The organism is Pandoraea nosoerga, assembly GCF_902459585.1.
GTDB classification, from domain to species: domain Bacteria; phylum Pseudomonadota; class Gammaproteobacteria; order Burkholderiales; family Burkholderiaceae; genus Pandoraea; species Pandoraea nosoerga.
In genome coordinates, this window is the sequence record NZ_CABPSC010000004.1 from 138095 (window position 1) to 163082 (window position 24988).

Annotated in this window: 22 protein-coding genes; 14 read left to right on the forward strand and 8 right to left on the reverse strand. The window is 66.8% G+C overall.

Annotated elements, in window-relative coordinates:
• The first annotated feature begins 47 nt into the window (after positions 1–47).
• The 8 genes from PNO31109_RS07410 (at position 48) to PNO31109_RS07445 (ending at position 9831) form a co-directional block, all read left to right on the forward strand.
• Positions 48–281: a hypothetical protein gene (locus tag PNO31109_RS07410; protein WP_039410031.1), complete on the forward strand. Its 234-nt coding sequence runs from the start codon at positions 48–50 to the stop codon at positions 279–281.
• A gap of 112 nt (positions 282–393) precedes the next feature.
• On the forward strand, positions 394–867 hold the full coding sequence (locus PNO31109_RS07415; protein WP_150554965.1) for a GNAT family N-acetyltransferase: 474 nt from the start codon (positions 394–396) through the stop codon (positions 865–867).
• A gap of 103 nt (positions 868–970) precedes the next feature.
• Positions 971–2902 (forward strand): ATP-binding cassette domain-containing protein, encoded by a 1932-nt coding sequence (locus tag PNO31109_RS07420; protein WP_150554966.1) that lies wholly within the window; start codon positions 971–973, stop codon positions 2900–2902.
• A gap of 322 nt (positions 2903–3224) precedes the next feature.
• On the forward strand, positions 3225–5204 hold the full coding sequence (locus tag PNO31109_RS07425) for a DNA topoisomerase IV subunit B (RefSeq protein WP_150554967.1): 1980 nt from the start codon (positions 3225–3227) through the stop codon (positions 5202–5204).
• Positions 5205–5450: 246 nt separating this feature from the next.
• Positions 5451–5870: a DUF4399 domain-containing protein gene (locus tag PNO31109_RS07430; RefSeq protein ID WP_206111163.1), complete on the forward strand. Its 420-nt coding sequence runs from the start codon at positions 5451–5453 to the stop codon at positions 5868–5870.
• 49 nt (positions 5871–5919) lie between these two features.
• Entirely contained in the window at positions 5920–6801 is an 882-nt protein-coding gene (locus PNO31109_RS07435; protein WP_370749968.1) for a lytic transglycosylase domain-containing protein, read from the forward strand.
• A gap of 228 nt (positions 6802–7029) precedes the next feature.
• Positions 7030–9366 carry a DNA topoisomerase IV subunit A gene (gene parC / locus PNO31109_RS07440; protein WP_150554969.1) on the forward strand — a complete coding sequence of 779 codons (2337 nt, stop codon included), beginning with the start codon at positions 7030–7032 and terminating at the stop codon, positions 9364–9366.
• A 12-nt stretch (positions 9367–9378) separates the two neighbouring features.
• Positions 9379–9831, forward strand: a complete 453-nt coding sequence (locus PNO31109_RS07445; RefSeq protein ID WP_150554970.1) for a CopD family protein — start codon at positions 9379–9381, stop codon at positions 9829–9831.
• A 63-nt stretch (positions 9832–9894) separates the two neighbouring features.
• On the opposite strand, the gene PNO31109_RS07450 is transcribed toward PNO31109_RS07445, so the two are convergent.
• Positions 9895–10818, reverse strand: coding sequence for a LysR substrate-binding domain-containing protein (locus PNO31109_RS07450; protein ID WP_150554971.1), 924 nt, complete (start codon positions 10816–10818; stop codon positions 9895–9897).
• A gap of 126 nt (positions 10819–10944) precedes the next feature.
• Between PNO31109_RS07450 and PNO31109_RS07455 the strand changes: the two genes are divergently transcribed.
• Positions 10945–12213 carry an MFS transporter gene (locus tag PNO31109_RS07455; RefSeq protein WP_150554972.1) on the forward strand — a complete coding sequence of 423 codons (1269 nt, stop codon included), beginning with the start codon at positions 10945–10947 and terminating at the stop codon, positions 12211–12213.
• A 337-nt stretch (positions 12214–12550) separates the two neighbouring features.
• Here PNO31109_RS07455 and PNO31109_RS07460 read toward each other — a convergent pair whose 3' ends face one another.
• The 5 genes from PNO31109_RS07460 to PNO31109_RS21890 all read right to left on the reverse strand — a co-directional run bounded on the left by PNO31109_RS07460 (position 12551) and on the right by PNO31109_RS21890 (position 16901).
• Complete coding sequence (locus PNO31109_RS07460) at positions 12551–13006, reverse strand: RidA family protein (protein WP_150554973.1); 456 nt, start codon at positions 13004–13006, stop codon at positions 12551–12553.
• A 227-nt stretch (positions 13007–13233) separates the two neighbouring features.
• Positions 13234–14424: an aminotransferase-like domain-containing protein gene (locus PNO31109_RS07465; protein WP_150554974.1), complete on the reverse strand. Its 1191-nt coding sequence runs from the start codon at positions 14422–14424 to the stop codon at positions 13234–13236.
• A 138-nt stretch (positions 14425–14562) separates the two neighbouring features.
• Positions 14563–15459: a DMT family transporter gene (locus PNO31109_RS07470; RefSeq protein ID WP_150554975.1), complete on the reverse strand. Its 897-nt coding sequence runs from the start codon at positions 15457–15459 to the stop codon at positions 14563–14565.
• 79 nt (positions 15460–15538) lie between these two features.
• A complete protein-coding gene (locus tag PNO31109_RS07475) occupies positions 15539–16225 on the reverse strand; it encodes a VOC family protein (protein ID WP_150554976.1) in 687 nt (228 codons plus the stop codon).
• Between the two features lie 313 nt (positions 16226–16538).
• Positions 16539–16901, reverse strand: a complete 363-nt coding sequence (locus PNO31109_RS21890) for a DUF2917 domain-containing protein (protein ID WP_174966317.1) — start codon at positions 16899–16901, stop codon at positions 16539–16541.
• A gap of 427 nt (positions 16902–17328) precedes the next feature.
• Between PNO31109_RS21890 and PNO31109_RS07485 the strand changes: the two genes are divergently transcribed.
• The 5 genes from PNO31109_RS07485 to PNO31109_RS07505 all read left to right on the forward strand — a co-directional run bounded on the left by PNO31109_RS07485 (position 17329) and on the right by PNO31109_RS07505 (position 23199).
• Complete coding sequence (locus tag PNO31109_RS07485; protein WP_150554978.1) at positions 17329–18708, forward strand: aminotransferase-like domain-containing protein; 1380 nt, start codon at positions 17329–17331, stop codon at positions 18706–18708.
• Positions 18709–18996: 288 nt separating this feature from the next.
• Complete coding sequence (gene htpG / locus PNO31109_RS07490; protein WP_150554979.1) at positions 18997–20883, forward strand: molecular chaperone HtpG; 1887 nt, start codon at positions 18997–18999, stop codon at positions 20881–20883.
• Positions 20884–21016: 133 nt separating this feature from the next.
• Positions 21017–21613: a chorismate--pyruvate lyase family protein gene (locus PNO31109_RS07495; RefSeq protein WP_150554980.1), complete on the forward strand. Its 597-nt coding sequence runs from the start codon at positions 21017–21019 to the stop codon at positions 21611–21613.
• A gap of 98 nt (positions 21614–21711) precedes the next feature.
• Positions 21712–22236 (forward strand): DNA-deoxyinosine glycosylase, encoded by a 525-nt coding sequence (locus PNO31109_RS07500; protein ID WP_150555145.1) that lies wholly within the window; start codon positions 21712–21714, stop codon positions 22234–22236.
• Positions 22237–22356: 120 nt separating this feature from the next.
• Complete coding sequence (locus PNO31109_RS07505; protein WP_150554981.1) at positions 22357–23199, forward strand: class I SAM-dependent methyltransferase; 843 nt, start codon at positions 22357–22359, stop codon at positions 23197–23199.
• Between the two features lie 73 nt (positions 23200–23272).
• Here the strand turns inward: PNO31109_RS07505 and PNO31109_RS07510 are convergent, their stop codons facing one another.
• Both PNO31109_RS07510 and PNO31109_RS07515 read right to left on the reverse strand, forming a co-directional pair.
• Positions 23273–23614, reverse strand: a complete 342-nt coding sequence (locus tag PNO31109_RS07510) for a DUF2322 family protein (protein ID WP_150555146.1) — start codon at positions 23612–23614, stop codon at positions 23273–23275.
• A 160-nt stretch (positions 23615–23774) separates the two neighbouring features.
• Entirely contained in the window at positions 23775–24971 is a 1197-nt protein-coding gene (locus PNO31109_RS07515) for a benzoate/H(+) symporter BenE family transporter (protein ID WP_150554982.1), read from the reverse strand.
• Between the last annotated feature and the right edge of the window lie 17 nt (positions 24972–24988).

Sequence of the window (24988 nt, forward strand, 5' to 3'; positions counted from 1 at the left end):
GAGGGATAGTTATCAGTCATATTTTTTGCAGTAAGAAGGAACAGAAAATGAAAACAACGCAATATCAGGAATTCCAGTACAGCGTGCGCGCCGTCGAGCGCGACAACGCCCGTTGGGACGCTTTCTACGAAATCCATCGTCCGACCAGCCAGGGTATGGAAAAGGTCGGCGTCTATCAGGTACAGACGGCCTACGGCTTCGCCACGCAAGGCAACGCGCTCGATGACGCGGAGCGCAACGCCCGTGCCGACATCGAGCAGGGCATCGTCTACTATCAGTAAGCCGGCCTTTCTGCCGTCCATTCCCCTTGCGTGATGCTGGCATCGTCGTCTGGCGACGGTGCTATAGTCCCGCCTTTCACACCGCAAGTCGTGCGAGGCTGGAGAGTCGGCAATGGAATGGATGTGCAAGTCGTTCGATGAATTGGGCAGCGCGCTGCTGTACCGCATCCTGTCGGCGCGCAACGCCGTCTTCGTGGTCGAGCAACGGTGTCCGTATCAGGACATCGACGGACGCGACCCGCATAGCCTCCATCTCGTGGCTCAGGCGCGCGACGAAGCCAATCGGCTGCAGATCGCCGCGTACCTGCGCCTGCTTCCCCCGGGCCTCGCTTACGAGGAGGCGTCGATCGGACGGGTGATTACCACCGCCGCCTATCGCGGCACGGGGCTGGGACGCGAGCTGCTCGCCCGCGCCGTCGCGATCGCCGAAGTGCAATGGCCAGAGACGCCATTGCGCATCGGCGCGCAGGCCCACCTCGAAGCGTTTTATGGCGGATTCGGATTCGTCAAGGCCAGCGAGCCATACGACGAGGACGGCATCCTCCACATCGAGATGGTGCGTGCCGCAGTGAGCGCATTGGTCTGAGCGCGGCCATGCCGCGGCGCCGCGCCCCCAGTCCCCTTCTCCGCCCGGGCCGCCGTGCCCGGCACTACAATAGTGCTTTTGCGGTTCTCGCGTTTCCCGACACATGGCCTTGTATTCCATCACGGGCGCCCAACTGGCGTTCGGTCACGTGGCATTGCTCGACAATGCCGATTTTTCGCTCGAAGCCGGCGAGCGCGTCGGACTGATCGGGCGCAACGGCGCCGGCAAGTCGTCGCTGCTCAAGATCGTGGCGGGACTCACCGCGCCGGATGACGGCCTCGTCGCGCGCCAGGCCGGCCTGCACACCGTCTACGTGCCGCAGGAGCCCGAATTCGACGGCGAGAAGCGCGTGTTCGACGTCGTCTCGCTCGGCCTGGGCGAATGGCATGAACTGCTCTCCGACTACGACAGCACCGCGAGCGCGCTGGCCGAGGCGCCCGAGGGCGCGGAGCACGACGCGCTGCTCGCCCGTCTGAACGCGTTGCAGTCGTCGCTCGATGCCGCCGACGCGTGGCAGCTGAAAACACGCGTGGAGACGACCATCGCGCAACTGGGCCTCGATGCCCATGCACGCGTGGGCGACCTGTCCGGCGGGATGCAAAAGCGCGTCTCGCTCGCGCAGGCCTGGGTGGCGCGTCCGGACGTGCTGTTGCTCGACGAGCCGACCAACCACCTCGACTTCGACGCCATTCGCTGGCTCGAGGAACTGCTGATCGGCTTTCGCGGCGCGCTGCTGTTCATCACGCACGACCGCAGTTTCCTCGATCGCGTGGCCACTCGCATCGTCGAGCTCGATCGCGGACGTCTGCTCTCCTATCCGGGCAACTTCACGCAGTACCAGGAGCGCAAGGCTGCGCAACTCGAAGTCGAGCGCGTGGAGAACGAGAAATTCGACAAGCTGCTCGCGCAGGAAGAGGTGTGGATCCGCAAGGGCGTCGAGGCGCGCCGCACGCGCAGCGTGTCGCGCATCGAGCGCCTCAAGGCGATGCGCAGCGAGCGTGCCGAGCGCCGCGAAATCCAGGGCAACGTGCGCATGGATGTGGCGCAGGCGGAGAAGTCCGGCAAGATCGTCGCCGAACTCACCAACGTGACGAAGGCCTATGACGCGCGCGTCGTCGTGCGCGACTTTTCCGCAACGCTCATGCGCGGCGACAAGGTCGGCCTCGTCGGCCCGAACGGCGTGGGCAAGACGACGCTGCTCAAGCTCATCCTCGGCGAGATCGCCCCTGACAGCGGCCAGATCCGCGTCGGCACGAACCTGCAGGTGGCGTACTTCGACCAGATGCGCGCGCAGCTCGATCCCGAGAAGAGCCTGCTCGACACCATCAGCCCGGGCAGCGACTGGATCGAGATCAACGGCGCGCGCAAGCACGTGATGAGCTATCTGGGCGACTTCCTGTTCTCGCCGGAGCGCGCGCGCTCGCCGGTGAAGTCGCTCTCCGGCGGGGAGCGCAATCGCCTGCTGCTCGCACGCCTGTTTGCGCGTCCGGCCAATGTGCTGGTGCTCGACGAGCCCACCAACGACCTCGACATCCCAACGCTGGAACTGCTCGAAGAACTGCTCGAAGAGTACGGCGGCACGGTGTTCCTGGTGAGCCACGACCGCACGTTCCTCGATAACGTCGTGACGTCCGTCATCGCGGCCGAGGGCGACGGCAACTGGCGCGAGTACGTGGGCGGTTTTACCGATTGGCAGGTGCAACGCGAGCGCGCCCAGGCGCTGGCCGCGCAGCGCGCGCCGGCCGAGGACGCGGCCAAGGACGTCCCGAGCGCGCCCAGGCGCAGCGCCAACCGCACGGTCAAGCTCAGCTACAAGGAGCAACGCGAACTCGACGGCCTGCCCGAGCATATCGCGGCCCTCGAAGCGGAGCAGAAAGACGCCGCGGCCAAGCTCGAGGATGGCGCCATCTTTGTGAAAGATCCGGCAGCGGGGGCGGCATTGTCCGAACGTTTCGAGGCCATTGAACTGGAATTGCTCGAAGCGCTCGAACGCTGGGAAGTGCTCGAGGCCAAGCAGCGCGGCGAGAGCGCGTAACACGCCTGCGCCATGCGCGTCATCTGGCGAGCGGCGCACGGCGGACGGCCGGGGTATCCGGGGCGCGTCGCGTTCGGCTGTCGGCCACGTCGCGCGATGCGCTTGTCGAGTGACAGTACAATAGGCCGCGATTCATCGGGCGGCCCCGCACCCGGGCCACCCGAGCCGGTGCCAGGCGCACTCGGCGTGCTCATTCTGTGGGCGCCGAAATGCAAGTCGTTGATCCGGCGTCACTTTTGTCATGTGTTAATGGGTTTTCCCCGTGGTTGTCCACAGGATTTGTGGATAATCGACGGGCGCTGCACCCCAATTCAGTCACGCTATGTCGAAAAAAAACACGCCCGCCCAATACAGTGAAGCTTCCATCAAGGTCCTGAAGGGCCTCGAGCCGGTCAAGCAGCGCCCGGGCATGTACACCCGCACGGAAAATCCGCTGCATATCATTCAGGAAGTCATCGACAACGCTTCGGACGAAGCGCTGGGCGGTTACGGCAAGCAGATTCTCGTCACCCTCAACAAGGACGGCTCGGTCAGTGTCGAGGATGACGGTCGCGGCATTCCCGTCGGCATCCATCCCGAGGAAGGCGTGCCGGTCGTGGAGATCGTGTTCACGCGGCTGCATGCGGGCGGCAAGTTCGACAAGGCCGCTGGCGGCGCCTACACCTTCTCCGGCGGCTTGCACGGCGTAGGCGTGTCGGTCACCAACGCGCTGGCCACGCGCCTTGCCGTGACCGTCTGGCGCGACGCTCAGGTCTCCGAACTCGAATTCGCCGATGGCGGCAACGTCAGCGTGGCGCTGCATTCGCGCCCCGCGCAACGCGGCGAGAAGAAGAGCGGCACGCGTGTGACCGTCTGGCCCGACGCAAAGTACTTCGACAGCCCCACGCTGCCGCTCGGTGAGCTCCAGCGACTGCTGCGCTCGAAGGCCGTGCTGTTGCCGGGCGTGCGCGTCACGCTGCGTCAGGAGAAGAACGGCGAAGAGCAATCGTGGTTCTACGAGCAGGGCCTGCGCGGCTATCTCGTGGAAGCGCTGGGGGGCGCCGAGCCGCTCATTCCGCTGTTCGAGGGCGAGCGCTTCGCCGACGGCAACGAAGACAGCTTCGCCGAGGGCGAGGGCGCGGCCTGGGTCGTCGCCTGGACGGAAGATGGCGCGCAGGTGCGCGAGTCCTACGTCAACCTGATCCCGACGCCGGCCGGCGGCACGCACGAATCGGGCCTGCGCGAAGGCCTGTTCCAGGCGGTGCGCGGCTTCATCGAGTTGCACAACCTGCAGCCCAAGGGCGTGAAACTGCTGCCGGAAGACGTCTTCTCGCGCGTGTCTTTCGTGCTCTCCGCGAAGGTGCTCGATCCGCAGTTTCAGGGCCAGATCAAGGAGCGGCTGAACAGCCGCGACGCGGTGCGCCTCGTGTCGTCTTTCACGCGTCCGGCGCTCGAATTGTGGCTCAACCATCACGTCGAACACGGCAAGAAGCTCGCCGAGCTCGTGATTCGTCAGGCGCAGGCGCGCACGCGTGCCGGCCAGAAGATCGAGAAGAAGAAGAGCTCGGGCGTGGCCGTGCTGCCCGGCAAACTGACCGATTGCGAGACCGAGGACATCGCGCGCAACGAACTGTTCCTGGTCGAGGGCGACTCGGCCGGCGGCTCGGCGAAGATGGGGCGCGACAAGGAGTTCCAGGCGATCCTGCCGTTGCGCGGCAAGGTGCTCAACACATGGGAGACCGAGCGTGATCGCCTCTTCGCCAACAACGAAGTGCATGACATCGCGGTGGCGATCGGCGTCGATCCGCACGGCCCGAACGACACGCCGGACCTGTCGAATCTGCGCTACGGCAAGATCTGCATCCTCTCGGATGCCGACGTCGACGGTTCGCACATCCAGGTATTGCTGCTCACGCTCTTCTTCCGGCACTTCCCGCAGCTGATTGCGAAGGGCCACGTGTTCGTCGCGCGTCCACCGCTGTTTCGCGTGGACGCCCCGGCACGCGGCAAGAAGCCGGCGCAAAAGCTCTACGCGCTCGACGAAGGCGAACTCGAGGCCATTCTCGACAAGCTGCGAAAGGACGGCGTGCGCGAGACGGCATGGTCGATCAGCCGCTTCAAGGGGTTGGGCGAAATGAGCGCCGAGCAGTTGTGGGAAACCACGATGAACCCGGATACGCGTCGCCTGAGCCCGGTGGCGCTGGGCGGCCTCGATTTCGACGCCACGGTGGCGCGCATGAACATGCTCATGGGCAAGGGCGAGGCGGCGCAGCGGCGCAGTTGGCTCGAGGCCAAGGGCAATGAGGTCGAAGCCGACATCTGAGTCGATGTCCGCGTGTCGACGTCGATGGCGACATTCGCCTCGGCATTGGCCTCGCCATTTGCACGACGTTCTCGCACGACGTTCTCGCACGATGTTCTCGCACGATGTTCTCGTGCGGAGGTTCGAACCGATGTCCGGGCGCTAGCCTGACATGGTGGTAACGGCGGGCGCCTCACACTGCGCCAGATCAGCGTGAGCGCCCACATAGTGGGATAATCCAACCTTCACCCTACCGGGAGTCGCGTTATGTTGCGTTCTATGCGTTGCATTTTCGTGCCGTTGCTGCTGGCGGGCGCCAGCACTTCCGCCCTGGCGCAGTCGGCCCAGCCGCGCGTCTTCTTCGTCTCGCCGACCGATGGCGCGACGGTGACGAACCCGGTAGTGGTCAAGTTCGGCGTCGAGGGCATGGCGATCAAGCCGGCGGGCGACATGGCGTCCAATACCGGTCATCACCATCTGATCATCGACGGCGATCCGATTCCCGCGGGTCAGGTGGTGCCGACCGACGACACCCACCTGCACTTCGGCAAAGGCCAGACCGAGACGAGCGTCAACCTGACGCCGGGCGATCACACGTTGACGATGCAGTTCGCCAACGGTGCGCACCAGTCCTACGGTCCGGCCATGAGCCAGACGATCAAGGTGCATGTCAAAGGCCAACAGTAACGACGACTCGACGGCGGATGGCGAGAGGGCCGTCCACCGAACGTTTTCCCTGCCGCTCGTAGCGCGATTCGCAGGGGCCGCGCTGGCAGCCGCACTGCTTGTCGCGCCGCCGCCCGCGCTTGCGGAACTCTACGGCTACGTCGACGAGAACGGCGTCGCTCATCTCGCCGCGCGCCGGCTCGACGCGCGCTATCGGCTCGTGGTGAGCGGCAGCAGCGTCGATCCGCGCGCCGCGCAAGGCGGCGTGGTGAGCGGTGCCGACCGCTCGCGCCTCTATGACGCCCTCGCACGTCATCCGAATCTGCGCAAGCTCGCGCCCGTCATCACGCAGGCCGCGCAGCGCTTTCACGTCGACGCCGCGCTGCTCAAGGCGGTGATTGCCGCGGAATCGGGGTTCGACAGCGACGCGGTCTCGCCCAAGGGGGCCGTCGGGCTGATGCAGGTGCTGCCGGCCACGGGCGAGCGCTACGGCCTGCGCGCCGACGCGAAACGCTCGGTCGCCGACAAGCTCACCGACCCACGCACCAACGTGCTGACCGGCGCCCGTTACCTGAGGGACCTCCAGGCCCGATATCCCGACCGGCTCGAACTCGTGCTCGCGTCGTACAACGCGGGGGAGGGCGCGGTGGCGCGCCACGCCGATCAGATCCCGCCCCATGCGGAAACGCGCGACTACGTGGCCGCCGTGCTCGAACTCTATCGGCGCTTCAATCCCGATGCGCCCGACGCCGTGGCCGGCGGCAGGACGCTGCGCGCCACGGGCGGCGCCGGGCAGATCGGCAATGCGCGCGTGAGCGGCTCGCACGGTCGCGTGCACGTCATCCTGGGAGCGCCGTCCGGCCTGCCGGTCGTGCCTGCTACCATGCCGAACGCGTCGGCTCGCGACCTGGCCCCCGCGCAAGGGCTGTCCTCCGCCCCGCCAGCCGACTGAGGCCGGCAACGGCGGCTGCCGGGGCCCGGATGCGGCCCGGATTCGGGGATTTTTCCGTGACGCCCGGCGGAATCCCGGCAATTTCCGCTTCCGTGACTCCGAAATCAGCCTCCCCGCTTCGCCGCCTGGACGCGTTTTTGCCGTTTTGCACCAGCGGGCTTGGTATGATCTCGCGGTCGACGTCCCACCGAACATTCGTCAAACGTTCGCAGCAGACCCACAGGTTTTATGGAACAAGTAGAAGATCTCTTTACGCAACCGTCGGATGACGACACGCTGACGCTCGGCGCGTATGCCGAGCGTGCTTATTTGGACTATGCCATCAGCGTAGTCAAGGGCCGCGCCTTGCCGGACGTCTGCGACGGCCAGAAGCCGGTGCAGCGCCGCATTCTGTTCGCGATGAACGAAATGGGCCTTGGAGCCGACGCCAAGCCGGTGAAGTCGGCGCGCGTGGTCGGCGACGTGCTCGGCAAGTTCCACCCGCACGGCGACCAGTCCGCGTATGACGCACTGGTGCGCCTCGCGCAGGACTTCTCCATGCGCTATCCGCTCATCGACGGCCAGGGCAACTTCGGCTCGCGCGATGGCGACGGCGCGGCGGCCATGCGTTACACGGAAGCGCGCCTCACGCCTATCGCGAGGCTGCTGCTCGATGAAATCGATGCCGGTACGGTGGACTTCGTGCCGAACTACGACGGCTCGACCGAAGAGCCGCGCCTGCTGCCGGCCCGGCTGCCGTTCGTGCTGCTCAACGGTGCGTCGGGCATTGCCGTGGGGCTGGCGACGGAAATCCCGTCGCACAATCTGCGCGAGGTCGCTTCGGCGGCCGTGGCCCTGATTCGCAATCCGAAGCTCGACGACGCCGAGCTGATGACGCACGTGCACGGACCCGATTTCCCGGGCGGTGGCCAACTGATCTCGAGCGCTGCGGAGATTCGCGCCGCATATGAGTCCGGTCGCGGCAGCCTGAAGGTGCGCGCGCGCTGGAAGATCGAGGAGATGGCGCGCGGCCAGTGGCAGGCCGTGGTGTACGAGTTGCCGCCGAACACCTCGGGCCAGAAGGTGCTCGAGGAGATCGAGGAAATCACCAACCCGAAGGTCAAGCTCGGCAAGAAGTCGCTGACGCCCGAGCAGCAGAACCTCAAGCAGTCGGTGCTGGCCATGCTCGACGCGGTGCGCGACGAATCGGGCAAGGACGCGCCGGTGCGTCTGGTGTTCGAGCCCAAGTCGAGCCGCATCGACCAGCAGGAATTCATCACCATGCTGCTCGCGCACACGAGCCTGGAGTCGAGCACGTCGGTGAACCTGGTGATGGTCGGCGCAGATGGCCGTCCCGGCCAGAAGTCGTTGCGCGAGATCATCACCGAGTGGATCGGGTTCCGCTTCGAGACAGTCACGCGCCGCTCCCGGCATCGTCTGGGCAAGGTCGACGATCGCATCCATATTCTCGAAGGTCGGATGATCGTCTTCCTGAATATCGACGAAGTGATTCGCATCATCCGCGAATCCGACGAGCCGAAGGCCGCATTGATGAGCTCGTTCAACCTGAGCGAGCGTCAGGCGGACGATATTCTCGAAATCCGGCTGCGCCAGCTCGCGCGTCTGGAAGCCATCAAGATCGAGCAGGAACTCGCCGCGTTGCGCGACGAGAAGGCGAAGCTCGAAGACCTGCTCGCCAACGACAGCGCGATGAAGCGCCTGATCATCAAGGAAATCGAAGCCGACGCGAAGCAATTTGGCGACGAGCGCCGCACGCTGATCCAGGAAGAGAAGCGCGCCGTGGCCGAGGCGAAGGTCCTCGACGAGCCGGTGACGGTGGTCGTATCCGCGAAAGGCTGGGTGCGGGCGCTCAAGGGCCATGGTCTCGACGCGCAGGGTTTCTCGTTCAAGCAGGGCGACTCGCTGTACGGCGCGTTCGAGTGCCGCACCGTCGATCCGCTCATTGCCTGGGGCAGCAACGGCCGCGTGTATTCGGTGGCCGTGGCGCTGTTGCCCGGCGGGCGCGGCGACGGCGTGCCGCTCACGTCGCTCATCGAACTGGAGTCGGGCTCGCGTCTGCTGCATTACTACGCGGCGTCGAGCGAGCAGGGACTGTTGCTCGCCACGTCGAACGGCTTTGGCTTCACCACGAAGCTTGGCGACATGGTGAGTCGCGTGAAGGCCGGCAAGTCGTTCATGACCATCGACGAGGGCGCCGAGCCGCTCACGCCGACGCCGATCTGGCCGGGGGCGAGCGCGGTGGCGTGTCTGTCGAGCGACGGCCGGCTGCTCGTTTTCGGCATGGACGAAATGAAGTCGCTTACCGGCGGCGGCCGTGGTGTGACGCTGATCGGGCTCGAGGGCAAGCAGACGCTCGTGTCGGCGGTGCCGATCAGCGAAGCCGGGGTGACGGTGTACGGTGAGGTGCGCGGCGGCAAGATTCAGTCGGAGACGCTCTCGGGCGATGCGCTCGCGCCGAACATCGGCAAGCGCGCCCGCAAGGGCCGTGCGCCTGCCGTCAAGTTCACGACCTTCAAGCCGCGCTCGCTCGAGCCGGTGCTGCCGGCCGCGCCGTCGGCATCCTGACGGGAGTCACGCATGAGCGTTTATGTCCTGAGCCTGTTCCTGCATCTGGTGAGCGTGGCCGTCTGGATCGGCGGGATGTTCTTCGCGCTGGCGTGCCTGCGGCCCGCCTCCTCCGAACTCTCGCCGCAGCAGCGTTTGCCGCTGTGGGAGGCCGCTTTCACGCGCTTTTTTACGTGGGTCGGTGTCGCCATCGTGGTCATTCTGCTCTCGGGCGGCCACATGATGATGGCGATGGGCGGCGCGCACGCGCGCTGGCCCGTGCACGCCATGGCCGGCGTCGGGGTGGTGATGATGCTGGTTTTCGGTCACATCCGCTTTGCGCTGTTCCCCCGCCTGCAACGCGCGGTGCAAGCGCAATCGTGGCCGGACGGCGCGGCAGCCGTCAACGGCATTCGCCGGCTCGTGATTCTCAATCTCGTGCTTGGCGTGGTCGTCATCGGCCTGGCGGCTTCGTTGCGCAGTTGACGAGGGGCGAGGGAGGCGAGGGGGCGCGAGGGAGGGCCGGGCCCGGGCCGGCACGCGGCGACGTCAGCCTTCGGGCGAGGGCGTTTCCTGACGCTGGCCCGCGACTTCGTGACACATCGCGACGAACGCCTGCACGAGCGGGCCATTGTCGTCGCGACGCTTGGCCAGCAGCAGCGGGGTGTGGGCGTCGCGCTCGACGATGTCCATGAAGCGGGCGCCCTCGATCTGGATGCAGCGCACCGCCGCTGGCAGGATCGCCACGCCGAGACCACTTGCCGCGAGCGCGACGATCGTCGTCGATTCGCGTGCCTCCTGCACCACACGCGGCGTGAAACCCGCGCGTGCGCACATTTTCCGAATCTTCCCGTCCACGGCCGTACCGACGTCGGGCGGATGCATGATGAACGCCTCGCCGGCAAGATCGGCAATCGACACGCTCGCGCGCCGCGCCAGCCCATGGCCCTGATGCAGTACCACGACGAGCGCCTCGTCCATCAACGTCTCGAACGTCAGTCCCGGTACAGGGGCGGCGTCGTCGGCCTGGCGCAACAGGCCGATGTCGAGCGTGCGTGCGATCAGCGCCTCGCGCTGGCGCTCCGACGGCGATTCGCTGAGCATGAGCGTGACGCGCGGGTAGCGTTGACGATAGCTCGTGAGCACGCGTTTCATGAGATTGGTCATGGGCGCTGACGTCGTGAAGGCGATGCGCAATTCGCCGGCGTTGACCCCGGCGATCTGCTGCACCTCCTGACGCGCGGCCTCGGCGTCGGCCAGGATCTGGCGCGCCCGGGCGAGAAACGCGCGTCCCGCCGTCGTCAGGAAGACCCGCCGCTGCGAGCGCTCGAACAGCGCTACGCCGAGTTCCTCCTCGAGCGCGCGGATCTGCATCGACAACGGCGGTTGCCCGATATTGAGCTTTTGCGCTGCGCGGCTGAAGTGAAGCTCTTCGGCCACCGTGACGAAGTAACGGAGATGGCGCAGTTCCATGGTTCGAGATTCAATTGATCTGTTTTTTATATGAAAAGATCGCTTGAATATATATTGGACGCGAGGTAACGGCAAACCTATCATCCGTGGTATCCCTTCCTACGGCCCGTCAGGCGGGCCAGCAACATGGCGTCAACGAATTCTCTTTCGCTTAGCGCCGGCAATTCCGCCGCCGGCAGTCATTCCGCGCCCGGGCTACCGGCCGGCGTCGCGCGCGGCACACGCGAGTACGTGGTGATCAGCCGCGCGCTCTTCTTCGGTGGTTTCTCCACGTTCGCGCAGTTGTACTGCATGCAGTCTTTGCTGCCGCTGCTGACGGTGACGTTCGGCATTACGCCCGCCCGGGCGAGTTGGTCGGTGTCGGCGGCCACGATGATGATGGCGCTGGGCCTGCTCGTGACATGCGTGGCCGCGGACCGCGTGAGCCGCAAGCGGATGATGACCATTGCGTTGCTCAGCTCGTCGGTGCTCACGCTCGCGAGCGCGTTCTCGACGAACTTCGAGACGCTCGTGGTCCTCGGCGCGCTCAAAGGGCTTGCGCTGTCCGGGCTGCCGGCCATTGCGATGGCGTATCTCAGCGAGGAAATCGACCAGGGCTCGCTCGGCATGTCGATGGGCCTCTACATTGGCGGCAACATTCTCGGCGGGATGGCCGGACGCGTGCTCGCGGCGTTCGTCGCCGACATGTTCTCGTGGCGCGTCTCGGTGGCCGTGATCGGATTGGTATGTCTGGCGATGGGGCTGGAGTTTGCTCGCAGTCTGCCGCATTCGCGCCGCTTCACGCCGCGCCACATGTCCGTGCGCGAAGCGGTGGGGCACGCGCGTCGCCACCTCGCGGATCCCGCGCTGCTCGGGCTGTATCTTTTCGCCGGGTTGATGATGGGCAGCTTCGTGAGCGTCTACAACTACCTGGGCTTCCATCTGTCTGCGCCGCCGTTTCATCTGCCTCACGCGGCCATCGGGGCGATCTTCACGATGTACCTCATTGGCGTGATCGGCTCGTTCATTGCGGGGCCGCTGTCGGATCGCGTCGGCCGCGCGCGTCTGCTGTGGGTGCTGGTGGCGCTGGCGCTCGTGGGACTCGTCACGATGCTCGCCTCGCAGGTGCTCGGGGTGGTGACCGGTCTGGCGATCTTCACCTTCGGCTTCTTCGGTGCGCACACGGTGGCCAGCAGCTGGGTCGGCCGCCGCGCCACGCAAGGGCGGGCAATCGCCTCGGCCCTGTATCTCTTCTTCTACTACCTCGGCTCGAGCCTGCTCGGCAGCTATTCCGGCGTGATGCTCAAGGCGCACGGCTGGCACGGTGTGGTGGCGCTGCTGGGCGTTGCCGTCGTGCTGTCGCTCTCGGTGGCCGTGGCCATGCGGCGTGCCTACGGGACCGGCAAGCCCGTCTGATATCAACGCCCGGCAGGCCGCACGGGCAGCGGGGCCTGCCCGGGTACGCAGGCACCCTAATACATCATCCGATGCCGCCGCCATGCGCCTCGCGCGGGCTACCGGTCGACGTCAGCGCAAAAAAAACAGCCTCCCCGGTTCAGGGGAGGCTGCTGGCTTTGCCGCGACAGTCGCGGAAGTTCTGCCGGCGACGAACCGCCGCACCTGCTCGACGAGGTCTTCACCGTCGCCGGCTGCGCGTGCCATCGGGCGCCATGGGGTGCTGTGGGGTGCTGTGGGGCGCCGCGCATATTCGTGCCGCGCCGACGATCGTGGAACGCCTGTCGTGGCGCCGGCCTCAGGCAAGCTCGGCGATCAGCTCGATTTCCACGCATGCGCCCAGCGGAATCTGCGCCACACCGAAGGCGGAGCGCGCGTGCTTGCCGGCCTCGCCGAACACTTCGGCGAACAGCTCCGAGGCGCCGTTGGTGACCAGATGCTGGTCAGTGAACTCCTGCGTCGAGTTGACCAGGCTCATCAGCTTCACGATGCGCTTGATCCTGTTCAGATCGCCCGTGTGCGCGTGCAGGGTGGCGATCAGCTCGATGGCGACGGCGCGCGCGGCGGCCTTGCCTTCTTCCACGCTCACGTCCTTGCCGAGTTTGCCGGTCCAGACCTTGCCGTCCTTCTTCGGCAGATGGCCCGAGAGGAACACGGTATTGCCGGTTTGCGCGCTCATCACGTATGCGGCGGCGGGGGCACCGGCGTTCGGCAGTTCGATACCCAGTTGCTTCAGTTTGTCGTAGACGGACATGTACGGCTTCCTTGCAGATGCGTTGAATCGGACCGATCAGTGTATCGGAAGAGGGCTGGGCGATCGCGCGTGAGCGCAACTGGCAACGGATTGGCGCCGGGTTGGCACCCCATTAGCGCCAGATCAGCGCCGGATCAGCGCCGGATCAGCGCCGAATCAGCGCCGGATCGCGCTGGATCGCGCCGGCCCGGCGTTTTAGGGGCTGACGGTTCGCGCGAGTGCGCACGTCACGCGGCGCGGCGCTCCAGCGTCTGCGCGACGAGGGCGCCGAGGCGGCCCACGCCCGCCTCGATCTTCTCGGGCGGCACCGTGACGAAGGACAGTCGCAACGTGTTCGCTTGCGGCGTGCCAACGTAGAACGGCGCGCCGGGCACGAACGCCACATTCTGCTCGATCGCTTTTTCCAGCAACTGCATGGTGTCGATGCCCGCGGGCAATGTCAACCAGATGAACATGCCGCCGGCCGGCGTGGTCCACGTGGTGCCCGCCGGCATGTGCTTCTCGAGCGCGGCGAGCATCGCCTGCGCCTGCGCGGCGTAGAGCGTGCGGATCGACGGGATGTGCGTGTCGAGGAAGCCGTCCCTGACCACTTCGTAGGCGATGCGCTGCGTGAGGCTCGGCGTATGCAGATCGGCGGCCTGTTTGGCCTGCACGAGCTTTGCGATGACCGCCGGCGGCGCGATGATGAACCCGAGCCGCAGGCCAGGCGCGAGCACCTTGGAGAACGATCCCATGTACAGCACGCGCTCGGGCGCGAGCGACATGATGCTCGGCAGGCGCTGCCCCTCGTAGTCGAGTTCGCCATACGGATCGTCCTCGATGATCACGAGCCCGTCGCGCCTGGCGAGTGCGGCGAGCGCCTCGCGGCGCGCCATCGGCAGACGGCGTCCGGTCGGGTTCTGGAAGTTCGGCATGGCGTACAGGAAACGCGCGCCGCTCACCAGTTCGGGCGTGAGCGCGTCGGGCAGCAGACCGTGAACGTCGGTCGGCACGGGCACATACACCGGCGAGAACAGCGAGAACGATTGCAGCGCGCCGAGATAGCTCGGCGCTTCCACGAGCACGCGGCTGCCCTCGTCGATGAAGATCTTGCCGATGAGATCGAGGCCCTGCTGCGAGCCGGTGGTGATCAGCACGTTATCGGGCGAGAGCGCGAGGCCGTCGCGCGAGTAGCGCCTGGCGACCCATTCGCGCAGCGGCGCGAAGCCTTCGGTTGCGCTGTACTGCAAGGCTGCCTGCGGCGTGTCGGTCAGCACGCGCTCGGCGGCCGCGCGCATCTGCTCGACGGGGAAGGTCGCGGGAGAGGGCAGGCCGCCGGCGAACGAGATGACCTCGGGACGCTCGGTGACCTTGAGAATTTCGCGAATCGCCGAGCTGGTCAGCTTGCGGGCACGTTCGGAATATTGCCATTCATGCATGATGGTCTCGCTTCGAGAAAGCGGCCTTTCTGGGGGCCGCGAGTGTTTGACGTTGCCGTTGCCGGGCGCGTGGGGGCAGGCGCAACGCCGGAGGCAGTCGTGCCGCGGCGCAGTGATCGCATGCGCCGCGAGCCGACTTCAGACCGGTTTGCCCGTGAGTCGCGAGGCGCCGATCTTCATGTTCTTGCCGAGTGCGATGGTGAGGACGACGCCGGCGGCGAACAGCCACGTCACCGCATCGACCTGCTCGCCGAAGAAGAGGGCGGACAGCGCAATCGTGAAGAAAATCTGCAGCAATTGTACCTGCCCGACCCGCGCGATCCCGCCCATGGCCAGTCCGGCGTACCAGGCGAAGAAGCCGATGAATTGCGAGAACAGCGTGACGTAGGCAAACGCGCCCCACGCCCGCGGGCTCACCGGCCACGGCTGCTGCCACGCGAGCCAGCCCACCGGAAGGGCCAGCACCGGCGCGCACACGACGAGCGCCCAGCAGATCACTTGCCAGCCGCCCATCTCGCGGGCGAGTTTGCCGCCTTCGGCGTAGCCAAGCGCGCCCACCACCACGGCGAGCAGCATCAGGCCGTCGGCCGCGTGCAGGCTGCCGCCGCCGGCGCGCAGCGCGAAGGCGATCACCAGCGCACTGCCCGCGAGCGCGCACACCCAGAAGCCGCGCGACGGACGCTCGCCGCCGAGCCAATAGGCATAGATGGCGACGAAGAACGGTTGCAGGCCGTTGACCAGCGCGCCGTGCGAGGCGGGAATCGTCTTCATGGCCCAGGCCGAAAAGACAGGGAAGGCCACGATCACGCCGAGCGAGGTGATCGCCAGGCTCTTGAGCTGAGGCAGCGTGGGCCACGGTTCGCGCCGCCACCACAGCAGCGCGCCGGCGAACACGGCGGCCACGAGTGCGCGCCCCAGTCCGTTGAGCAGCGGGTTGACCTCCGCCACGACGATGCGCGTCATCGGCAGCGTCAGACTGAAGATGAGCACGCCGATCAGTCCGATCAGCATGCCCCGGGATTCGCGCGAATTCATGGTGTCGCCTCGTGTTTGTCGTGGTTTTGCCGCCCGCCATGTGTTGTGCCGGGCGTTCGGTGCTGCGGGCCCCGCGGTGCTATCGCAACGTGCGCGGGCCACCGGGGGTTGCGATCTCGGCAACGAGCGAAGGCTCGACCAGCGTCGCTTCGACGCTCACGAGTGCATCCGCGCCGAGCCAGCGCAATTGTTCGTTGATGATTGCCGCCTGCGGATGGAAGCCCCGCAAGGCGGTAATGGCGCAGTCGGCGTCGGGCAGCGTATCGCTCGGATGCCGCGGCGTATCCCACTGGATCAATGTCGGCAGCAGCCCCTGGCCGGCGCCTTGCCACGAGGGCAGGCTGCCGTCGTCGGGCACCCCGATCTGCCACGTCAGCGCGCCGCGCTGCATGGCGATCACCGGCGCGAGCCGCTGCGGGTATTGCGCCTGCCAGCGCGGCAGCGAGCGCGGACGCTCCACGCGCGCCACCCAGTGCGCGAGATAGGGGCCGCGTTCGAGGCGCGTTCTGACGGTTGGGTCGTCGAGTCCGAACCAGCGCGCGCGCTCGGGCGGCGGGGCGTCCGGGTCGATCGCGATGATCTCGAGGTACGTCCCGCCCCAAAGCCCCAGCAGACTGTTGTGCGTGCCCATGCGGGCGTGCTTGCCCCCGCGCTGCGGAACGACGTCGGTCAAGCCCAGTTGCTCGATGACGTGCGCTTCGCCCGCTTCGAGCGTTTGGGCGGCAACGACGAGATGGTCCAGTTTCAGGGCGTGCGGTGCGGTCATATCAGCATTCAGGCGAAGCGTTCGAGGCCAAGGCGGCAAGGCGTATGGCGCGGGCGTATTGCGGCACGGGCAGCGGCCGGCGCCGCCGGCTTGACGGGCACGATGAGCGCTGCCGGGGCGCCGGAGTGTCGGGGTGATCGGGGCGATCGGGGAGATCAGAGCGATCGGGCCGCCGGCGCCGTTGCGCGCGGGAAAAACCGATAGCTTACCCCGTCTCGCCGCGTCTGCCGCCATCCCTTCGCCGCGCCTTGCGGACCGGCCTTTCGGCGGACATCGCCGCCGCGGCGTCGGGCTGCCAGCGCCCGTCATCCCATCAACCGCGCGAGAGCCGTGCCACCGCCCGATTCGCCACGCGCGCCGCCATGCCGCGCGACACGAGGCGCCAGCCGGCGCGCGCCGTATGCACGACGCGCGTACCGGCCGACGTCATTACCGTCTTCGCCGGCTGGCTCACGCGCAGCCGCGCGCCGTCGTCCCAGGTGCCCAGCCAGATGCGTTGCCCGGCGCGCATCTCGAAGCTTTCACCCGCGCGCAGCCAGTGATCGGTGTGCTCGCCCTCCACGGTGAGCCACAGCAGGCCTTGCAGCACCTGCAGCGTTTGCGGCAGTTCGCCGGCCGGGCTGTGCCAGAGGACGGTCTGCCTCTGGTCCAGTTCGAAGAGTCGGATTTCACGCATGGCGGTCTCCAGTTGAGAGAACACTTTATCGGTTAACTCCGGTACAGTACCGATACAGATGTGAAGATCATTTTCGGTACAGTTCGGGATTGACAGGGATTTTGGGTGGCGTAGAGTGGCGACCCAAGGGCGAAGACGGACGGACACTTGTCCGATCTGCCGCCGGTCAGATGCGCGGATGCACCATGCCGGCGCCGGCACGACCGCGCGCACGGAACGGCGCTCCGGCGAGCCGAAACAAGGTGGAAAGACGATGACGACAACCAGCCGCGCTTCGGGTCGCGCTTCCGATCGCGCTTCCAACGGCGCTTCCAACGGCGCTTCCAACGGCGCTTCCAACGGCGCTTCCGATCGCACCCCCGATCGCACCCCCAATCGCATCTCGCCGCTCGTGCTGGCGGACAACGCGGCGCTGGACACCGCTCGCATGACGCTCGTCGATCAGCTCGTGCACTGGGCCACGTTGCGTATCGAGGAACGGGTGTTCCTGCCGGGCATGCGCATGCCGTCGATCCGTTCGCTGGCGGAAGACAAGCGTGTCTCGCGTTTCTCGGTGGTCGAGGCGTATGAGCGGCTCGTGGCGCAGGGGTATCTCGAGGCGCGGCGCGGCTCCGGGTTCTACGTGCGCGAGCGGCCGGCGGTGCCGCCGCAGAACGCCGCCGCACCGATGGTGGCGCAGGGCCCGATCGACGTGGCATGGCTCGTGCGCAGCATGCTGCACTCGGTGGCGCCCGAGCGCGGTCCCGGCATGGGCTACTTGCCGCCGAGCTGGCTTGACGCCGACATGATGACTTCGGCCATGCGTTCGATGAGCCGCCAGTCGAGCGCGCATTTGCTGCAAAGCGGTCATCCGAACGGCTTCCTGCCGCTGCGTGTGCAACTCCAGACCCAACTGGCGGAACTCGAGATCGGGGCGCGCCCCGAGCAGATCGTGCTCACGTCGGGCATCACGCAGGCGGTGGACTTCCTGCTGCGGCTCTACGTGCGGGCGGGCGACACGGTGCTCGTGGGCGACCCCGCCTGGTTTGTGATGTTCGGCCGTATCGCGTCGCAGGGCGCGCACACCGTCGGCGTACCCTACACGCCCGAAGGAATGGACATGCAGGCGCTCGAGCGGCTGGTGCAGCAGCATCGGCCCAAGCTGCTCATCATCAATTCCATTCTTCACAATCCGACCAACACCTCGCTCACGCCGGCCCGCGCGTTCCAGATTCTGCGCCTGGCCGAGCAGTACGACTTCATGGTGCTCGAGGACGACATCTATTGCGACCTGTGTCCGCCGCATCAGCAAGTCGCGCGTCTGGCAAGCCTCGATCAGCTCAAGCGCGTGATCTACATGGGCAGCTTTTCCAAGACGCTGGCCGCCAATCTGCGCGTGGCCTTCGTCGCGTGCTCGCCGCAGCTCGCCAAGACGTTCGTCGATCACAAGATGCTGTCGGGCTCGACCACGCCGGAGATCAACGAGCGCATCGTCTACAAGGCGTTGACCGAGGGGCACTACCGTCGCCACGTCGAGCGTCTGCGCAGCCGCCTGGACGAGGTGCGCGACGGCACGCGCCGGCAACTCGAGCGCATCGGCCTGCGCATGTTCGGAGACCCGACCGGGGGCATGTTCCTGTGGGTGGACGCGGGCGTGGACACGAGCGCCGTGGCGGCCGCAGGCCACGAAGCCGGCTTTCTGTTCGCGCCCGGGGCGCTGTTCTCGCCGCGTCAGGCGCCGAGCACCTGGATGCGCATGAACATCGCATGCTCCAGCGACCCCGCCATGTTGTCATTCCTGGCGCGGCAACTGGAATTGGCAGCCTGAGCCACGCCCGCCGGCCGGCGTCGAGCGGCCCGCGCGACCCCGCACATTGCGTGAATCGGGGCTTCCCGGCGCGTCTCGGGCGCCTCGCCGGTGCTTCCCGGGCGCTTCTCGAGCGCCTGTCGCGCCCCGAGCCTGCAAATAACCCTTGCGGCGGCCTTGAAATGCCGGCGGGCCGTCCCTATGTTCGGGGCTGTATCGCCGGCCCGGCGGCGCGCGCGCAAGCGCACCCGGGGCGGCGGTCCGAGCCGAATTTCCATTCATCTCACCGTTTCACGAGGGTTCCCGACCATGGCGCAAGAAACCATGAGCTTTCAGGCGGAAGTCAAGCAGCTTCTGCAACTGATGATTCATTCGCTGTACAGCAACAAGGAAATCTTCCTGCGCGAGCTGATCTCCAACGCCTCGGACGCCGCCGACAAGCTGCGCTTCGAAGCCATCAACGACGCCGCGCTGTACGAGCAGGATCCGGACCTCAAGATTCGCGTGTCGTTCGACAAGGACGCGCGCACCATCACCATCGAAGACAACGGCATCGGCATGAGCCGCGAGGAAGCCATTGCGCATCTGGGCACGATCGCCAAGTCCGGCACCAAGGAGTTCTTCTCGCGCCTGTCGGGCGACCAGCAGAAGGACGCCGCGCTCATCGGCCAGTTCGGCGTGGGCTTCTACTCCGGTTTCATCGTCGCCGATCGCATGACAGTCGAGTCGCGCCGCGCCGGTCTGCCGGCCGACCAGGGCGTGCGCTGGTCGTCGACGGGCGAGGGCGACTTCTCGGTCGAGACGATCGAGCGCGCCGCGCGCGGCACCGCGATCACGCTGCATTTGCGCGAAGGCGAAGACGAGTTGCTGTCGTCGTGGCGTCTCCAGTCGATCATCCGCAAGTACTCGGATCACATCTCGCTGCCGATCGTCATGCGCGGCGAGCGCTGGGACGAGGAGAAAAAAGCGATGGTGCCGGCCGACGCCGACGAGACGGTCAACCAGGCCAGCGCCCTGTGGACGCGCAGCAAGAGCGACATCACCGACGAGCAATACACGCAGTTCTACCAGCACATCGCGCACGACACGCAGTCGCCGCTGGCGTGGACCCACAACCGGGTCGAAGGCCGCAGCGAATATACGCAACTGCTGTATCTGCCGTCGCATGCGCCCTATGATCTTTGGGACCGCAATTCGCGTGGCGGCTTGAAGCTGTACGTCAAGCGCGTGTTCATCATGGACGACGCCGAGCAGCTCCTGCCGAACTACCTGCGCTTCGTGCGCGGGGTCGTGGATTCGGCCGATCTGCCGCTGAACGTCTCGCGCGAAATCCTGCAGGAAAGCCGTGACGTGAAGGCCATTCGCGAGGGCTGCGCCAAGCGCGTGCTGAGCCTGCTCGAGGATCTGGCGGAGAACCAGAAAGACAAGTACGCGCAGTTCTGGGGGGCATTCGGTCAGGTGCTCAAGGAGGGTACCGGCGAGGACTACGCGAACCGCGAGCGCATTGCCAGGCTGCTGCGCTTTGCGAGCACGCACACGGATTCGGCCGAGCAGAGCGTATCGCTCACCGACTACGTGGGCCGCATGAAGGAAGGCCAGGACAAGATTTACTACGTCACCGCCGAGAGCTGGGTGGCGGCGAGCCACAGCCCGCACCTCGAGGTGTTCCGCAAGAAGGGGGTGGAAGTGCTGCTGCTCACCGATCGCGTTGACGAGTGGATGCTCTCGTATCTGCACGACTTCGACGGCAAGCCGCTCGTGAGCGTGGCGCGCGGCGACCTCGATCTGGGCGCGCTCGAAGACGCCGAGGAAAAGGCGGCACAGGAGAAGACCAGCGAAGCGCTCAAGCCGCTCATCGAGAAGATGAAGGCGGTGCTCGCGGACAAGGCCAAGGACGTGCGCGTGACGTTCCGTCTGACGGATTCGCCGTCGTGCCTCGTCTCCGACGAGAATGACATGAGCGGTACGCTGCAGCGCCTGATGAAGGCCGCTGGTCAGAAGATGCCCGAGTTCCGGCCCATTCTCGAAATCAATCCGGAGCACGCACTGGTCAAGCGCCTGAGCGCGCAGAGCGCCGATATCGCCGACTGGACGCAACTGCTGTTCGATCAGGCATTGCTCGCCGAAGGCGGCAGCCTGGAAGACCCGGCGGCATTCGTCAAGCGCACCAACGCGCTGCTGCTCGCGGCGCACTGACCCGCGCCGAGGCGCCGTCGCAACGACGGACGAGGTCGGCCCCAAGCCCTCGCGCTGTCATGGCGCGAGGGCTTTTTGCCGTGCGGCGACGTGGCCGGCGGGCCGCGGCCCCACGCCTTTATAATGCCGAGCCATGACTTTCCGATTCGATGCAAGCGGGCGGCGCTGGCAGGCCGTTCCGTCACCGGCGCTCTCGCGCCATCACAAGGACTGGTTGACGCGCGGCGGCGCGCTCACGCGTCACCTGGCCGCGCTCGGGCGCGTGAGCGTGCGCGTCGTCGCCGAGCGCGTCATGCCGGCCGATGCGGACCAGTGCCGCGCGATCGGCGTGCCGCTGCGCACCCCTATGTGGGCCCGCGACGTCATTCTGCTGGTCGACGGCGAGCCGGTTGTCGCGGCTCATAGCGTCACGCCGCTCGCGTACAGCCGCTCGATCTGGCAGGCGATGCGCCGACTGCGCACGCGCCCGCTCGCGGATCTGCTCTACCACGATCCCACGGTGTCGCGCTCGATGCTGGTATCGTGCCCGCTGGGGCCGCGGCATCTGCTGCACGCCCGCGCGCGGCACGACGCGCGCGACCCGCTCGTCGGCGAGCATCCGCATGCGCGGCTGTGGGCGCGGCGCTCGGTGTTCGTGCGCCACGGTGCGCCGCTGCTCGTCACGGAGGCGTTCCTGCCGCGCTTCTGGCGCCGCCTGCAGGCCGCGCAGCGCGTGCGGGCCGAAGGCTGACGGCCACGCCATCGTTTGCCGCCATGCCGAAATCCATGACCCGCCATATCGTTCGTACCCCTCGTGCCACTCGTGCCGATGGCACCGATGGCGCCGGGATGCCGTCCGGCGTGGGTGATCTCAAGCGCAACTTCCCGCCCGTTGTGGACGACCGCACGCGCGTGCTGATCCTCGGCAGCCTGCCCGGCGAGGTGTCGCTCGCGCACCAGCAGTACTACGCGCATCCGCAAAACCGCTTCTGGCATCTGGTGGGCGAGGTGATCGACGAACCGCTGCCGACGTTGCCGTATGCGCATCGGCTCGAGGCGTTGCGCGCGCATCGCGTGGGGTTATGGGACGTCGTGGCCGAAGCGCGGCGCGAAGGCAGCCTCGACAGCAACATTCGTCTGCACGCCGGTAGCGACCTGGCGGGCCTGATCGCCACGCTGCCCGCACTGCGTGCGGTCGCGTTCAACGGCGGCACCGCGGCGCGCATCGGGCAGCGCGCGTTGGCGCGGGCTGGCTTGACGCTGCCCGTCGTCCTGCTGCCGTCGAGCAGTCCCGCCTACACCGTGCCGTATGCGACCAAGCGCGAGGCCTGGCTCGTGCTGCGCGAGTGGCTCGGCACCTCGCCATCGGCCTGAAGTCGCCGCCCGAGCGCGATCGCGGTAGCCGATACGCGAGTGACACTCGCGGCAGCCGTCGCCCGCGAACCCGGTACAATGCGGACCCATCGGAATTTCCCGAGCTTTACAGAAGGACACATGACCCTCATCAAACGCAAATCCATCGAAGCCGAAGCGTTCGTCAGCGACGAGCGCGCCGCCCGTGCGCCGCGTCCCGGCTACACGCCGCGTTTCGCGCCGGTGACTTTTTCCGAGTTGGGTGGCGTGCGTTACCTGCATTTCGGCACGGAATGGGTGCAGGGGGCGATGCGTCTGTCCCGGCCCGATCGCATCGAGCTGGAATACGCGCAACAGATGATGGCGTGGCTGCTGTTCATGCAGGCGCCCAGGCACGTGGTGCAGCTCGGGCTCGGCACGGGCTCGATCACCAAGTTCTCGCATCGGCAGTTCGAGCGCACGCAGGTGACGGCCGTCGAGTTGAATCCGGCCGTGGTGGTCGCCGCACGCACGATGTTCGGCCTGCCCGACGATTCGCGCCGTTTGAAGGTCATCGAGGCCGACGCGTGGGATTTCGTCACCGACGCCGCCAATCACGGCAGCGTGGATGTGCTGCAGGTGGATTTGTATGACGCGACGGCGCGCGGTCCCGTGCATGACACACCGGCGTTCTACAAGGCCTGCCGCGCTACGCTGCGCGAGCCGGGCATGCTCACGATGAACCTGTTCGGCGACCACGACAGCTATCCGAAGAACATACGCCGTCTGCGTCAGGCGTTCGACAATCGTGTGATCGAGTTCCCCGAAGTGCACGACGGCAACGTCATTGCGCTGGCCTTCAATGGCCCGCGGCTGTCGGTGGCATGGAAGGACGTGCAAGCGCGCGCGAATGTCGTGCAAGCCGCAACGGGGCTGCCGGCCAAGCGCTGGGTCAAGCAGCTTCGCTCGGCCAATGGCGACGGCGGCCCGGTGCTGACGATCTGACGTTGCGCATGGCGAGTCCCTCACGACTCGCGCGCGGCGGGCGCTGAACCGGCGATACCGGCGTCGCGCAACCTCAGGCGGCGATCTCGTCGATGGTGAGCGCGGCCCCGCCGCCGACGATCTCGAGCAGGCGGTCCACGTTCGGATGCGCGCCCGGCCGGTTGCGCGCGTCAGCCGTGTGTTCGCCGAAGACCGCGAGTGCGTGCTCGGCGGCCTTGGCGTCAAGTGTGCCGAAGGCCTGCTTGAGGTAGTGGTAGACGGCGAGCGAACCCTGCTTGCCCGGCGCGTTCTCGATGGTGCCCACGACAGCGCCCGAGCCGTCGCGCAGCTCGATGCGCGCGATGCCGTCGATGCTGCTGCCGATGGCCGCCATCCGGGCGAGGTTGTCCTTGAAGACCGGGGTCGGTTCGATCACTGCCATGGTGAGACTACTCCTGCGTTTGCGTTGATTTCGGAAAACGTTGCGGGCCGAATGGTATCACTTCGGCGCCGAGCGCACGCCGGCGCACGGCCCGACGGCAGCACTGCCGGCTGCCCCTTCTTCAGACACTTCCGGCCGCGCCCCGCGCGCTCGCTCATGCGCGGCGCCATTGCAGGATCGCCAGCGTCAGCACACCGGCGATCAGGCCCCAGAACGCCGAGCCGATCGACAGCAGCGTGAGGCCCGAGGCCGTCACCATGAACGTGATGAGCGCCGCTTCGCGCTGTCTGGTGTCCTGCATGGCATTGGCCAGGCCGTTCATGATCGAGCCGAACAGCGCCAGGGCGGCGATCGACACCACGAGGGCCTTCGGAAACGCCGCGAAGAGCGCCGCGATGGTCGCGCCGAACGTGCCTGCCACGAGATAGAACACGCCCGACCACACGGCGGCCGTGTAACGCTTGGCGGGGTCTTCGTGCGCTTCGCGGCCGGTGCAGATGGCCGCGGTGATCGCCGCGAGATGGATGCCGTGCGAGCCGAACGGCGCGAGCACTACCGACGTGATGCCCGTGGTGGAAATCAGCGGCGAGGCGGGCACGCTGTAGCCGTCCGCGCGCAGCACCGCCAGCCCCGGCACGTTCTGCGAGGCCATCGCGACCACGAACAGCGGGATGGCGATGCTGATCGTGGCCGAGAGCGAGAACGACGGCGTGGTCCACACGGGCTTCGCCAGGGCGATGTCGAAGTGACTGAAATCGAGCAGGCCGAGACTGCCCGCCACTGCCGTACCGACGACGAGCGAGAGCAGGATCGCGTAGCGCGACGCGAAGCGCTTGACCACGAGATAGGTGAAGAACATGGACAGCACCAGCGCGGTCTGGTGCTGCGCGGCGACGAAGATCTCCAGGCCGATGCGAAACAGGATCCCCGCGAGCAGCGCGGAGGCGAGCGCGGGCGGCACGCGCCGCATGATCGTCTCGAAGCCGCCTGTGAGGCCGCACAGTGCAATGAGCGCGTTGCACACGATGAACGCGCCAATGGCCTCGCCATACGGCACGCCGGGCAGCGACGTGACGAGCAGCGCAGCGCCCGGCGTCGACCAGGCCACGACGACCGGCGTGCGATAGCGCAGCGACAGCCCGATGGTCGTCACGCCCATGCCGATCGACAGCGCCCAGATCCACGACGAAATCTGCGCGGACGAGAGGTGCGCGGCCTGACCGGCCTGGAACATCAGCACCAGCGAGCTGGTGTAGCCGGTCATCATCGCGACGAAGCCGGCGACGATGGCCGACGGCGAGGTGTCCGACCACGGCCGCAGCGGTGGGACGGGAGTCGTACTGGACGTCATGATAGGAAAGTGCCTCG